The 12483-nt window shown below is 70.6% G+C and carries 17 protein-coding genes and 1 pseudogene; 6 read left to right on the top strand and 12 right to left on the bottom strand.

What is annotated here, in order from left to right; translation table 11 throughout:
- Positions 1-74: 74 nt before the first annotated feature.
- Both CP984_RS40815 and CP984_RS40810 read left to right on the top strand, forming a co-directional pair.
- A complete protein-coding gene (locus CP984_RS40815) occupies positions 75-1355 on the top strand; it encodes a serine hydrolase domain-containing protein (RefSeq protein ID WP_176564566.1) in 1281 nt (426 codons plus the stop codon).
- A gap of 132 nt (positions 1356-1487) precedes the next feature.
- Positions 1488-1735, top strand: a pseudogene (locus CP984_RS40810) (SDR family oxidoreductase); the annotation flags it as partial.
- Positions 1736-2088: 353 nt separating this feature from the next.
- On the opposite strand, the gene CP984_RS40805 reads toward CP984_RS40810, so the two are convergent.
- The 3 genes from CP984_RS40805 to CP984_RS40795 form a co-directional block, all read right to left on the bottom strand.
- Positions 2089-2496: a nuclear transport factor 2-like protein gene (locus CP984_RS40805; protein ID WP_003979305.1), complete on the bottom strand. Its 408-nt coding sequence runs from the start codon at positions 2494-2496 to the stop codon at positions 2089-2091.
- A 195-nt stretch (positions 2497-2691) separates the two neighbouring features.
- Complete coding sequence (locus CP984_RS40800; protein ID WP_030183688.1) at positions 2692-2961, bottom strand: hypothetical protein; 270 nt, start codon at positions 2959-2961, stop codon at positions 2692-2694.
- Positions 2962-3139: 178 nt separating this feature from the next.
- A complete protein-coding gene (locus CP984_RS40795; protein ID WP_030183686.1) occupies positions 3140-3712 on the bottom strand; it encodes a helix-turn-helix domain-containing protein in 573 nt (190 codons plus the stop codon).
- A gap of 48 nt (positions 3713-3760) precedes the next feature.
- Here CP984_RS40795 and CP984_RS40790 point away from each other — a divergent pair, with 48 nt between their 5' ends.
- Entirely contained in the window at positions 3761-4618 is an 858-nt protein-coding gene (locus CP984_RS40790) for a class I SAM-dependent methyltransferase (protein WP_030183683.1), read from the top strand.
- A 312-nt stretch (positions 4619-4930) separates the two neighbouring features.
- Positions 4931-5077, top strand: a complete 147-nt coding sequence (locus tag CP984_RS42510; protein ID WP_226048763.1) for a hypothetical protein — start codon at positions 4931-4933, stop codon at positions 5075-5077.
- A gap of 483 nt (positions 5078-5560) precedes the next feature.
- Here the strand turns inward: CP984_RS42510 and CP984_RS40780 are convergent, their stop codons facing one another.
- Together CP984_RS40780 and aroB are read right to left on the bottom strand one after the other, a co-directional pair.
- Complete coding sequence (locus CP984_RS40780; protein ID WP_003979300.1) at positions 5561-5902, bottom strand: lamin tail domain-containing protein; 342 nt, start codon at positions 5900-5902, stop codon at positions 5561-5563.
- A gap of 82 nt (positions 5903-5984) precedes the next feature.
- Positions 5985-7088, bottom strand: coding sequence for a 3-dehydroquinate synthase (gene aroB, locus CP984_RS40775; protein ID WP_003979299.1), 1104 nt, complete (start codon positions 7086-7088; stop codon positions 5985-5987).
- Positions 7089-7345: 257 nt separating this feature from the next.
- On the opposite strand from aroB, the gene CP984_RS41740 reads away from it, so the two are divergent.
- Complete coding sequence (locus tag CP984_RS41740) at positions 7346-7483, top strand: hypothetical protein (protein WP_156100321.1); 138 nt, start codon at positions 7346-7348, stop codon at positions 7481-7483.
- A 717-nt stretch (positions 7484-8200) separates the two neighbouring features.
- Here CP984_RS41740 and CP984_RS41735 read toward each other — a convergent pair.
- The 3 genes from CP984_RS41735 to CP984_RS40760 are packed head-to-tail and all read right to left on the bottom strand — an operon-like array spanning position 8201 to position 9292.
- A complete protein-coding gene (locus tag CP984_RS41735) occupies positions 8201-8344 on the bottom strand; it encodes a hypothetical protein (RefSeq protein ID WP_156100320.1) in 144 nt (47 codons plus the stop codon).
- Positions 8345-8396: 52 nt separating this feature from the next.
- Positions 8397-8690 carry a DUF1330 domain-containing protein gene (locus CP984_RS40765; protein WP_003979297.1) on the bottom strand — a complete coding sequence of 98 codons (294 nt, stop codon included), beginning with the start codon at positions 8688-8690 and terminating at the stop codon, positions 8397-8399.
- Between the two features lie 38 nt (positions 8691-8728).
- The gene (locus tag CP984_RS40760; RefSeq protein WP_003979296.1) at positions 8729-9292 is read right to left on the bottom strand and encodes a carboxymuconolactone decarboxylase family protein; all 564 of its coding nucleotides are present in this window, start codon (positions 9290-9292) and stop codon (positions 8729-8731) included.
- Positions 9293-9394: 102 nt separating this feature from the next.
- Between CP984_RS40760 and CP984_RS40755 the strand changes: the two genes are divergently transcribed.
- Positions 9395-9670 carry a winged helix-turn-helix transcriptional regulator gene (locus CP984_RS40755; protein WP_003979295.1) on the top strand — a complete coding sequence of 92 codons (276 nt, stop codon included), beginning with the start codon at positions 9395-9397 and terminating at the stop codon, positions 9668-9670.
- A 320-nt stretch (positions 9671-9990) separates the two neighbouring features.
- Here CP984_RS40755 and CP984_RS40750 read toward each other — a convergent pair whose 3' ends face one another.
- The 4 genes from CP984_RS40750 to CP984_RS40740 all read right to left on the bottom strand — a co-directional run bounded on the left by CP984_RS40750 (position 9991) and on the right by CP984_RS40740 (position 12371).
- Positions 9991-10686 (bottom strand): hypothetical protein, encoded by a 696-nt coding sequence (locus CP984_RS40750; protein WP_226048762.1) that lies wholly within the window; start codon positions 10684-10686, stop codon positions 9991-9993.
- Positions 10687-10884: 198 nt separating this feature from the next.
- Entirely contained in the window at positions 10885-11034 is a 150-nt protein-coding gene (locus CP984_RS41730) for a hypothetical protein (RefSeq protein WP_156100319.1), read from the bottom strand.
- Positions 11035-11247: 213 nt separating this feature from the next.
- Positions 11248-11514 carry a hypothetical protein gene (locus CP984_RS40745; RefSeq protein WP_003979293.1) on the bottom strand — a complete coding sequence of 89 codons (267 nt, stop codon included), beginning with the start codon at positions 11512-11514 and terminating at the stop codon, positions 11248-11250.
- A 125-nt stretch (positions 11515-11639) separates the two neighbouring features.
- Entirely contained in the window at positions 11640-12371 is a 732-nt protein-coding gene (locus CP984_RS40740) for a hypothetical protein (RefSeq protein ID WP_030183665.1), read from the bottom strand.
- Between the last annotated feature and the right edge of the window lie 112 nt (positions 12372-12483).

The raw sequence follows: 12483 nt of genomic DNA, 5'->3' as shown, positions 1-12483 counted from the left end.
CGCAAGGCCGCCCGACGGGTGGCTGCCAGGTCCCTCTGCGCGCGCAGCAACTGTCACGCCGAAGGGAACTTGTCATGTCCTCACACATGTCGTCGCGCCGTCACCGGATCCGTCGGGGGGCGCTGACCATAGCGTTGGCGACCTGCCTGGGCGCGGCGCTCGTCAGCTGCTCGGATGCTGGGTCGGACGGGGCCGGACGGAGCGCGGCCGGCACAGCGGCCGCCGCGCGGCTGGCCGGCCTGGCGCAGAAGGCGGCGGACACCGGCTCCCTGGGCGTCATCGTCCGCATCGACTCCGGCGACGGCAAGCCCGTCGAGCTCGCCCGGCAGGCCGCCTGGACGGAGGACGACCACCGCATCGCCGCCGGCGACCGGTTTCGGGTCGGCTCCAACACCAAGACGGTCACCGCCACCCTCGTCCTGCAGCAGGTCGCCGACAAGAGGATCGGCCTCGACGACACGGTGGAGCAGTGGCTGCCCGGACTGGTCAAGGGCGGCAAGGACATCACCGTACGGATGCTGCTCAACCACACCAGCGGCCTGGGCGACTTCCTGCTGACCCCGCAGTTCCTGCCCTCCCTCACCGGTCAGGACAAGCGCGCCTGGACACCGCAGCAGCTGCTCGCCGTCACGCCCGGACAGGCCCCGCCGGCCGAGCCCGGCGAGACGTACTCGTACAGCAACGCCAACTACGAGGCGCTGGGACTGATTCTCGAGAAGGCCACCGGGAGCGGCCTGGCCGAGCTGATCAAGAAGAAAATCACCGGGCCGCTCGGCATGAAGGACTCCTACCTCGCCACGAAGGCCGGCTGGAACACCGGCCAGCAGCACGTGACCGGCTACGAGCCGGACGCCGAGCGTCTGAAGGCCATCCTCTCCGGGACCGTTGACCTGCCCGAAGGCGTCGGATTCGCCGGTCCTGAGCGTTCCGGGGGCAACATCGACACCTCTGCCATCGACCCGAGCTGGTCCTGGGCGGCCGGCGGCATGGTCTCCACCGCACACGACTGGCAGCGCTTCCTGACCGCGCTGATCTCCGGCGAACTGCTGCCCAAGGCACAGCTGGAGCAGATGCGCACCACGGTCGACGCTCCCGAGGAGGGCGGCGGCTACGGACTGGGGCTGATGCGGGTGGACACCACCTGCGGCACCGTCTGGGGGCACACCGGCGGCCTGCCCGGCTACTCCAGCGAGATCTACACCGACGCGAGCGGCCGACGCAGCGTCGCCGTCCTGACGAGCACGAACTTCGGCATCAAGGAGAAAAAGGCCGCCACCAACAACAAGGCCCTCGTCGAAGCGGCCATCTGCCAGATGCTCGGCAAACCCCAGCCCTCGGACAGCCCCGCTGGATGACGGCCGCGGACACCAGTCGCCATCGCCTCCGCCGACGACCGCCTCGCTGACGACCGGTACGGGCCGGCTGACGTCACGCGCATCCGCACGAGAGGCCGAACGAACCGCTTACCGCGCCTCCTGAGCACCGCCCTGTTCACCGTGCAGAAGGCGCTGCCGCTGCTCACGACGGCGCCTCGGACATCCTGAACGCCTCCACCGCCGCCGACAACGGCGCCAAGGGGTTCGGTCTGTACGCGGCGTCCAAGGCCGCCGTACGCTCTTTCGCCCGGGTCTGGGCCAACGAGCTCAAGGGCCGCGGCATCCGGGTCAACGCCAACTCGCCGGGCCCGGTTGGCACCTCCGGGGTCACCAACCTGGTCGGGCCAGCCGTACGGCCGGCCGCGTAGGGCCGGTCCGGCTTGGACACGATGCCTTCCACACCGCCGAGCGCGCCTACCCAGCCCAGCGCCTCGCCGAGATCGGTGGTCGCCGGGACCGGGCGAATCTGCGGCGGCCCGCCCTCCAGGAGTTCGAGAAGCTGTGCGCGCCGCGCACCGGCCGCAGCCCGTCCGCCACATACGGCCGCGCCTTTGAATGAGCCCCGGTCCCACCCCTTACAGAGGCACCAAGCAGGAGGGATAACACAGCTTCTCGCCGGCACGCTTGCGTGCAGCGTTCAGCCGCTTCCACAGGGTGTTCCACTGCGATTGCGCCACCTGCGGGCCCGAGCTCGCCCAGGCGGCGCGAGCGGCTACATCACCGCGTCGGTCTGCAACGGGCCTGCGCTGACGCGCAGTTCCCGGACACGCACCGGGTCCTCGTCAGCGAGGTAGAAGATGTGCGTGAACGGGGCGCGCACCACGCGGTCCGGTTCGCTCTTCTTGGCCATGATGGCCTCTCCCCGCAGCAGGCGGACGCCGTCGCCCGCGGTCCAGAACTCCAGGACCTCGTGCGTGATGACCAGGGGCTCGTCGATCTTGACGAAAAACGCCTTGATGGCCTCGACACCGTGGACATGCGCGGTGCCGAAGAACATGTCGGTGTCCTCCGTCAGCGGCGCGAAACCCTCCTCGAACTCCAGCGTGTCGATGGCGTCCATGAACTTCACGACCCACTCGGGCACCGGTGCTGCCTGCGCCGTGTTCGCCACCGCCATCATCCTCGCCCTCACCCTCATGTCTCGAACGAGCTGCCGTCCACCGTAACCCGACGGTCCGCAGCCGGGTCCGCGGATGGCGACCGGGCTGACGGAGGAGCCGCCCCCGCCGGTGAGCGCAGCGCCGTGGCCGTGAGGAAGAAGTCCCAGTAGCCGTCGGCGCGGCAGGCCTCGGCGAGGTCATGGAGCTGCCCCATCTCACCCGGCAGCATGCCGCCCTGGCTTGAACATCGTGACCGTCCGGGTGATCGTGACGCCGTCCAGCGCCCCGCGCGCCCGGGTGCCATCGGCCCTCAGGCGGTCGACGACGAACAGCTCACGGTGGCATCGGCGCAGCGTGCGTTGGGCGGCCACGATGCCGGGGCGCTCGATCAGCGGATAGGGGCCGAGCATCTCCATGGCGCCGGCCGGGACGTAGACCAAGCGCGGGCGGCGGCCCTTCGCGCACTGCGCCGGTCGCTGCGTCATCGCAGATCGCCCCGCCGCACCACAACGACCGGTTAAGGCCCGTCCGCCAGGTACCCGCATAGGCCGGCATCCGTGCTTCAGCCTCCTCTGGGCCGCAAGGACACGGATCACCACAGTGCCTCCGCAGCCGCGGCCTCCTGGGTGTATTGGCCACGAGCGTTGTCAACGCCTGCCGTCTTCAGGTACCGAGATGGCTGCGTTCGCCGTTGTGGTCGAGGATGATCAGGATCTCGGCGGGGCCGCGGTCGCTGCGCAGGGTGTGCGGGGTCATGGTGGCGAATGATGCGGCTTGCCCCGTCTCGACGCGGATGACGCGTTCACCGAGGTAGAGGACGACGGTGCCGGACAGGACGGTGAACCAGTCGCGACCGGGGTGAACGCCGAAGTCGTCCGGGCCGACACCGCCGGCCTGCTCGGTGATGCGCATCTTGCCGACGGTCAGGCCCTGCGGTCCGTCGTCTTTGCTGAGCAGCCAGGTGGTCAGGCCGCGGCGCTCGTCGCGCTCGGGCCGGATGACGACGTCGGAGTCGTCGGGGGACTCCACGAGCTCGTCGAGGGATTTGCCCAGTGCGGCGGCGATGGCGGTGAGCTGGTCCAGGCTGAGGCGCCGGTGGCCGGTCTCGATGCGGCTGAGCTGGGAGGGGCTGATACCCGCGCGTTCGGCGAGGTTGTCCAGTGACCAGCCTCGCGCCTTGCGCAGGGACCTGATGCGCATCCTGACAGTGGCGTCCAGCGTCGATTCTTGCTCCATTGGCAAGACCCTATGCCGTCTCGGCAGTGATCGCCTTAACGTCGAGGCATGACCACACACCATGACACGAATGGGCATATAGGGCACGAGCGGGCGGGGGGCGCGGACATCGCGATGGCGCAGCTGCTGGAACTCGATGCCGAGCTCCTCGCTCCCTACCTCGCGCAATTGACCGACCTTCTGTCCCATCTCGCCGGCCCTGCCCCGGCCCGGATCCTGGATCTCGGCAGCGGCCCGGGCACCGGCAGCCTTGCCCTCATCCGGCAGTTCCCCGCCGCGCGGGTGACGGCGGTGGACATCTCTCCGCACATGCTGCACCGACTGCAGAAGCAAGCGGCTGCACGCGGCGTCGCCGACCGCATCAGCACTCTGGAGGCGAACCTCGACGAGCCCTGGACGAAGATCAAGGAAGGAGGGCCCTACGACCTGATCTGGGCCGCTGCGTTCCTGCACCACGTAGCCGATCCCGCCGGCACCTTTACCCGGGCTTTCGAGCAGCTGCGTCCCGGTGGGCTCATCGCCGTCACCGAAATGGACTTCTTCCCCCGCTTCCTGCCCGAGGACGCCGGTGTGGGCCGGCCCGGCCTGGAGGCCCGCCTGCACAACGCCACGAATACCCAGCCGCCCCACGAATGGACCGGTGCTCTGACGGGGGCCGGATTCGTCGTGGAAGAGCGCCGCCCCTTCGGGATCCGTCTCGACGGCACCCAGGCAGGGCCAGCTCTGAACACCTACGCCCAGATCTGCCTGGCCAAGCTGCGATCCCATGCCACCGACACCCTGGACGCGGACGATCTGAACGCCTTGGACGCCCTGCTGGATGAGACGCAGCCGCACAGCATCGCGCACCGAGACGACCTGAGCGTGCGCACCACCCGCACCACCTGGATCGCCCGCCGCCCCTGAGCCGGGGTGCCGTTCATGTGAGGTGGAGGGTGGCCAGGGCGGTGGTCCAGTCGGTGGCGATGGCCTGCTGGACCTGGGCGAGGGTGCCCTGCCCCGCGCACAGCGCCTGGTGCAGCTTGTTCCCCACGGCGCCCTTGGGGTTGGTGGGCCCGCTGCCGGGCGTGTGGCCAGGGGGCGGGGGGTTCGACCCACAAGTTCCTGGCGTCGTTGGGAGCGCCGCCGAGCTCCAGGGAGATCAGGTGGCCGTACTCGGCGTCGTGCAGGCTCGCGGCGTAGCCACAGGAGCGGACGTTCGCCCTCTTCTCGACGCTGGTGACGGACACCGGCGGGCGGATCGTCGAGGTGAAGCCGCTGGTGCGGCACACGGCGGTCTTCAGCGTCGCCTGGATGACGTCCGGGTTCAGTGCGCCCGGGGTGCAGGAGGCGTCCTGCAGCGGCTGGCCGTGGACGGTGCGGTAGTGGCAGGTACCGGGGGCGGGCTGAGCCTGGACCGTGTAGTGCGCCTGCGGGCCCGGCCCGTTCGCAATCAGCGACGAGGCGGCACCGCCGCTTGCGGAAGCGGCGGAGCGGGCCGGCGCCGCGCCGGACGCCCCTGCGCTCTCCCGGCGCTTGCCGCTGGCGGAACCACCACCGTTGCCGCCGGTGCAGCCGGCAAACAGCGCAGCGCCCACCAGCACGGCCACCGCAGGCCGCAGCGCAGACGAAGGCAGGAACATCGCAGCCTCCGGAGAAGCGCGGACATGACCAGATCGGCAGGCCATTGCCGTACGGGAGGCCCCTAGGTTCGGTGTCTGTCTTGACCGCTTGGCCCGTTTCCGTCCACGCATCTGCGGGGCCGGCGTCCTGGCCCCGCAGCTTGCCGCCGCGCGGGAGTACGGCTCCGGGTGTGCCGCAGCCCCTCGGTTGCGGCACACCCGGGCCCGGTGCCGGCCGACCGGCCTGTTACCGGTGGTTCCAGTGCTTGGTGTCGACGACCAGGCGGTGGTCGTTGCGCAGGGTGGCGGTGTCGCAGTGGTTGTCCCACGCGTAGGTGCGGCGGTTCTGGTAGACACCGCGCATCGTGTCGAGGCCGCGGCCGACGTGGACGCGGACCTGCCGGTGACCGCCCAGGCACAAGTGGAAACGGTAGGTGACGTGGGTACGCTGGCTGGTCAACGTCCAGCCGGTGAGGTTGACCGCGTGGCGGCCGGTGTTCTTCACCGTGACCCACTCGGCGTTCGGGGACCGGTTGGAGCCATCGTCGCGTCCGAGGCTGTCGGCCTGGGGCCCGCGCCCAGTACGCACCCCTGCCGGACAGAGACAAGGATCCAGTGCGGCATGCTGCCCGCCGCCCGGCATTACCCCCCTTCACCGACGCGACGCTGCTTTACCGTCGTTCGGGGCGCAGGACATCGTCGAAGGCGGCCCGTGCGATCTCCCGTTGCGGCATGCAGGCCAGTGTTGCGGTGCCGCGGCGGGGGCTGAGGACGAAGGAAGGGCGGCCGGGGCTGACCTTCTTGTCCTGCTGCATCAGGTCCCACATCTGCTCGAAGGAGACGGCAGCCTGCAGGCGAGTGGGCAGTCCCACCCGGTGCAGAGCGTCTTGCGTGTCGGCGGTGACGCCGCGGGCGCCGGTCAGCAGTTCGCACAGGCGGGCCGCGTACACCATGCCCAGGGCGACGGCTTCGCCGTGTCGCAGGGTGAAGCCGCTGGCGGTCTCGATGGCCTGGCCGGCGGTATGGCCGTAGTTGAGGTGTCGGCGCAGGCCACGGTCGGTGACGTCGTCGGACAGCAGTTGCGCCTTGGCCCGTACGCTCAGCTCGATCAGCCGCAGGTACCGCTGGGCCTGGGCACGCGCCGGATCCGGCAGGAGGTCGAGGATGGCGGGGTCCGCGATGAAGCCGCACTTGATGACCTCGGCCAGACCGGAGCGCAGTTCACGTACGGGCAGGCTGGTCAGGACCGTATCGTCGGCCAGGACACGTTCGGGCTGGTAGAAGGTACCGGCTAAGTTCTTGCCGGATGGCAGATTGATGCCGGTCTTCCCACCGACGGCGGCATCCACCAGGGCCAGCAGCGTCGTCGGCGCGTGCACCAGGCGGGCCCCGCGCTTCCAGGTACTGGCGACGAAACCCGCCAGATCGGTGACGGTGCCCCCGCCCAGGGCGACGACCAGGTCGCTGCGAGTGAACCGCGCCTGGGCCAGTACCTGGTAACAGCGGCCGACCACCTGGAGGGTCTTGGCGTCCTCTCCGTCAGGTACCTCAAGGACGACGCGCCGGGCTCCGGTCTCCGCGATGGTCCGCAGAGCTCCGGGAAACAGGGCCGCCACCGGCCGGCTGGTGATTACCGCGACGGTCCGGGCGTTTCCGACGGCCTCTCGCCACGTTCCGATACGGCCGAGCTGTCCGGACGCGAGCGTAAAGGGATACGTGGCGCTTCCGGCTCTGATGACGACGGTCGCGGATGCAGGCGGGACGGCTTCCTCCACCTCGGGCGCCTTTCTCGCAGCGGCACGCTGGGTCCCGGCAAGCCGTCGTACGGCGGGCTCGCAGGCGCGCTGGGCTGCGCTGCCGTGCCTGTCCCAGTGCACCCCGGCAGGCAGTACGGTGCGCGGTGCGATACGCCGTCCGGCGGCCGACGGCGCCCCTGCCCGCCGTCCGGGAGAGCAGATCGCCGGTGGTGACGACGGACAGGCGGCGTGCGCGGTGACGAAGGCACGGGGACATGCGAAGGAGGCCGGACGCGATGGCTGCCCCGCCGGAGCCGCTTCTGCCACGCTTTGAACAAGTCGTGAAACTGACCCGGCGCCATGCGCCGAAGGCTGCGATCGCGTTCAACACGAGCGGCGGCGACCGTGTCGAATCAGCCAAGCGGTGGCTGTGAGCCAAGGTTCTTCAGCCGCGGCCAAAGGCGGTGGCCGCGGTCCGCCGCGGTCTCGGGGAAGAACAACGAGTACACGACGGGCCGGGCCGACGGCGGCCAGACGCCGGTGACGAACCGGCCCGGCCCGCCGCCCTCGGGCCCTCTGTCTTCTTCCGCATCGTTCCCAGCGTCGGCCCAGAGGGCGGGGCCAGTACGGGACGCGGTGCGGTGACCAGCACCCCGCACCCCGGGCCCTGGGCCGGGGCGTTGCCCAGCTCATCCCCCAGCCCGGCGATGCCTCCTCGGTCGGCCGCGCCGCCGCCTCTCTGACCGCGCTGCGCAACGTCACCGTCCACGCCGGCGTCCTCGAAGCCGCCGTCGCCCTCCCCGAGGAGCTTCAGGATCCAGCGCGCGGCGCGGACGACGCCACGGCGGCCATCGTGGCCGCCACCGTCTCCTTGCTGCGCCAGGCCCCACACCCCGACAGCTGACGGCCACGGGAGCGCCGACGGTTACGGCTTCTTCGACCGCGCGCCGCCTCCGTCCGGTGTTCCTGCGCGGGCGCCGACTGCCGACGGGCGAGCGCCCGTGTGCCGTCCGACGTGGAAAGCGAACCCGTCGTAGATTCGGCCGGGCGACGGCTTCCATGGCCGACGGCGCCATCGGCGTCATGGTCCGTGGTTTCCAGTCCTGCGGTTACGGTCCGAAAACCTGAGGTGGTCCGCGCACGGACCGCTGTCAGAACCGGTTGCGCTTGCACCCTCGGCGGCAGTGGGCGGGGCGCTCGGCAGCCCACCGCTGCGACCGCTCGGTGACCGAACGCAGGGCCTCGCGGGCGTCGTGGCCGAGCGGGGTGAGGGTGTAGCTGCCGTTGCACAGCACCTCGGCGAGTCGAGCTCTATGAGCCTTCAGTGAGGATCCGGCTGGGCCTCGGTCAGTCGATGCCTTCGACGATGCGGAAGTCGCGCTCGACGCCGTCGGAGAGGGCGACCAGCGCCTCCTGGTAGGCCGCACTCTCGCGCGCCGCGACGGCCTGCTCGAAGCTGTCGAACTCGACCAGGACGGTGCGCTCGGCGATTCCGGCGTCATACGCCACGACCCGACCGCCACGGACGAGGGTCCGGCCGCCCCAGGACTGGACGGCCGGACGGGCCAGCTCGTTGTAAGCAGCCAGCTTCTCAGGGTCGGAAACGGTGCGGTAGACGCTGACCCAGTAGCCCTTGGGCATGGGATCTCCAGTGCTGGGATGCGTGCATGTGACTTGGATCAGTGTGCGGAGATCGGCTCGGTGCCGGGTTCAAGGGGCAGGCGGAGCGCCCTGACGGTGAACGAGATGGCGTGGTACCAACCGCAGATCAAGATCAGGTCGAGTGCGGCGTCTTCATCGGTGGCAGCGACCAGGTTCGCCCAGGTGTCGTCGGATAGGTCAAAGGTCGCATGGAGCTCGTCGACCGCTTCGAGCACGGCACGATCGGTGGTGTGCCAGCAGTCGTCCGTCGGCCTTCCCTTCGCGAGGGACGCGAGCTGCGCCGCGTCGAGTCCCACCTTCTCGGCGAAGCCCGCGACGTGCACAGCCCACTCGTAGTCGGCGCCACACAGCGCGGTGGTCCGGTCGATGACGAGCTCGCGCTGGCGCAGAGTCAGAGCGGAGCGCCGAGAGAGGTAGTAGCTGCCCCAGCCCGCGATGGAGCGGGCGAGCTCGGGCCGGCGGGCCCACACCCGGAACAGCTGGATGGGGGAATACCCGAGGAGCTCAAGGGCCTCGCCGGCTGCCTCGCCGTAGGGCGGCGAGAGCGGCTCGATGCGAGGATGCTTCGATTTCAGAGGCATGGCGGGACGCTACCATTGACGCTTCGGAAAGGGAAGCAGATGACACGACCAACACCACTGCCAGGCCGCCGGGTCCGCGGCTCGCACACGGGGCGCCCGATCATGGCGCTCCTGGACCTCTTGGGCCGGCGCTGGGCGCTGCGCGTCCTGTGGGAGCTACGGGACGGCTCATCTCCGAGCTTCCGCCAGCTCCAGCAACGATGTGGCGGCGTCTCATCAAGCGTCCTGGCAGACAGGCTTCGCGAGCTCGGACAGGCCGACCTCGTCGAGCACGCCGGCGAGGGGTACCTGCTCACCGAACAGGGCAGGACCCTTCAGGCATCTCTCGCCCCGCTCGATGCCTGGGCCTCCAGCTGGCGGCCCAAGGCGGCGGACTGACGGCCGTGACGGCAGGACGGGCCCAGCCTCTCCAGTGGTCACAGCATGTCGCGACTCCATCTTCATCGGGACCGGCGCCCGCCTTGCCGCCGAGGCCCCCCACCGCCTATGGGCGCGAGCTCCTACGGGGTGCTCTCGGACGAGCGTCGGCGGCGAGAGCGAGGCTTGTCAGCGTCGCGACCGCCGTGGCGCCGATGCCGACCAGCGCCGCGGTGGTGTAGGCGCTGCCGCCGCCGTCACCGCCAGCAGTTCGCCGTCTGTTCCCACGGAGCGGCGCAAGGTCCCGCTCGCTGCTCCGCAGGAGAACACGTTCCGCCTGTTCAAGCAGTCCCCGGGCTGGACCCGCCCCAGGCTCTACGACCCGCGGGCTGGGGACCGGTGGACCTGGTGGTTCGGGTCGGTACGACAGTTTCAGTAGAGGCGTCCTCCACCGTCTCGGCGACACGGCTGACCAGGTCCTCCCACGGACGTGGAGCGACGACCGGCACGCCGGCCGCCCGCGCCTGTGCGGCGAGCCACCGGCCGTACAGCACGCTGACGCGTGCGCGATGGCGCTGTGGTCCGGCCTCCGGCTCCCGGCGCAGGTAGTTGGCCGTCACCTGCTCCTCGTCGTCCTCGTGGAGGAAGACGGACCGGACCGCGCCTTTGGGCGTCGCCGGTCTGGGCAGGACGTAGTCCCCTTCCAGGATCACCGGGGTGTCGGTGCCCACATGGTTGGCCACCACCGCCTCGATCGCCGGCGCCAACGTCTCGGCGATCGCGATCTGCCGCTCGACCACCGACTCGGGCGTCTGGCGGGCGGCCTGCGGGTGGGTGCGCCAGAAGTGGACCTCCGGCAGGTGCTCGGGCAGTGTCACCGCAAGGAGGGCCTCCACGATGTCGTCGACCTCCACGACGGGGACCTCGTAACGCCGCGCCAAGGCCCGCCCGACACCGGTCTTCCCCATCCCCGACGCGCCCCCGACGACGAGCACCCGCCAGCCGGGACGACTCCTCAACTCATCCGTACCGTCCACGCGGGCAGAGTACGGCAGCCACCTTCTTCCCCCGAGCCACCGCAGTCGCAGCGGTTCCCGTTCGGGAAACGGCCGCGGTGACCGTTCCCCGACCACTTGGACCAAGTTCCCATTCCGGCCTGACAGCTCTTGACCTGCTGATACAAGAAAAAGGCACTCATGGCTGCCCCCGGGGCCCGTGGAGTGTCCGTCGCCGGGTCAGCTCTCGTGGTCGTCCGGGTCGGTGAGCCAGTTGACGACGTCGGCGTCGGTCATCAGGACCGCCTGCGTCTCGTGGGTACTGTTGTGCTGGACGACGTGGCAGCGGCCCGGGTGCGGATTCTGCCTTTTCGGGGTGGGGCCGGCCATCGGGGCAAGGCGCCGTCAGGTGTCGGCCGTGAACCGCGCCAAGACGACCGTGGCGAACAGCTCGTGGGCCGCAGACATCCCGCCGAGGGCGGCGGTGTGGGGCCGTCCGTCGAAGATGATGTGGACGTGGGCAACGCGTCCTACCCAGAGGGCTTCCTCGCGCACGGCGATGGCCGGGGACGTCTTCGGGTCATCCTTCTGCCAGAAGGTCTCCTAGTAGCGGGCGAGCTGACGCAGCGTGGTGTCGGCCTCGTCGATGGCGACGATCAGGCGCGGCACGCCGTCCAGGTCGCCGTCGAGGTCGAGGCGGCGTTTCGGTTCGGAGGCGAGGTGGATTAGGGCGTCGTGGATGCCGGCGATGTTGCCGCGGTGGGTCACCGTCGGCAGGGCCTTCGCCCACAGGTGGGAGATCCGCTTGGGGTCGAGGACCAGGGCGTGGGCGCCCTGGTGGAGGAACTGGGCGGTCAGGGAGCGCAGCATCGTGGTGCTGCCGCCGCCGCTGGCGGTGCAGACCAGGACGTGCGGGGATTCGGCGTCCAGGTCGACGGCGATGGTCCGCCCGGTGGTGCTGAGGCCGATGAGCGCGGTTCACTCGGGCCGCGCCTCTATCTGCTCGCGCAGGCCGGGGGGCGCAGAAGCTCAGCGTCGTCGGGAGCGCGGTCTTCTTCATCGCGGGGTGTTCTTGTTCTGTGTGGGGCCTGGCGAGCCGGTTGTTTCCAGGGCCGGGGATCGTGTCGGCGAAAGCGGACAGGTCCGGATCGGCGGCCGGCGGGTCGGAAATCCGGCCCGCCGGCCGACGAGGGCCAGTCGAGGGCGGTGGTGCCGATGGCGGCGCGGGCCCGGTTGCGGGCCCACTTCTTGAGGTCGCCGACGCGGTAGAGGAGTTCGGCGCCGCGCTTGCCGGCCGAGGCGGGGAAGGCCGGGTCGTCGGCGCGGGCGAAGCGCAGCGCGGCCAGGGTGATGCCGGGCAGGTGGTGGTCGGCGGCCTCGCGGAGGTCCACCGCCTGGTCGCCGTCGACCCGGGCCGGGGCAGGGGTCGCCGGCGGCGTCGCCGTGGCGTTGGCCGCGAGCTCGCCGGGCGCGGCGGCCGGGGCCGGGACGAGGGACCCGGCGTCGGCGGTCCGGTCTCCGCTCGCGGGTGACTCGAGGACCGGCGGGAGTACGCCGGTGCTGGTGGGCCGGGTGCCCAAGAGGGCCTCAGCGGCTGGCTTGTGCAGCTGCACCGGGGCGGGCCCGCCGGCGGCTGCGGCCTTCTTGCCGGTGGTGGCCCACTCACGGGCTTCGGCCTCGGTGAAGAACAGGATCTGCGTCTCCCGCGCGGACCCGCCACTGACCACCTGAGCGCGGCCATGGTGCTTGGTGGACTTCGGTTCCAGGTGCTGGCCGACCTCGGACTCGAATGGGCAACGACATGAGCTGAGATGCGCAGCGGGGCCGTACCGACTGTGG

Origin of the sequence: Streptomyces rimosus, assembly GCF_008704655.1 — a bacterium.
Taxonomy (GTDB): Bacteria; Actinomycetota; Actinomycetes; order Streptomycetales; family Streptomycetaceae; genus Streptomyces; species Streptomyces rimosus.
Note: the sequence above shows the minus strand (reverse complement) of the source record. Positions and strands in the feature narration are given on the sequence as shown.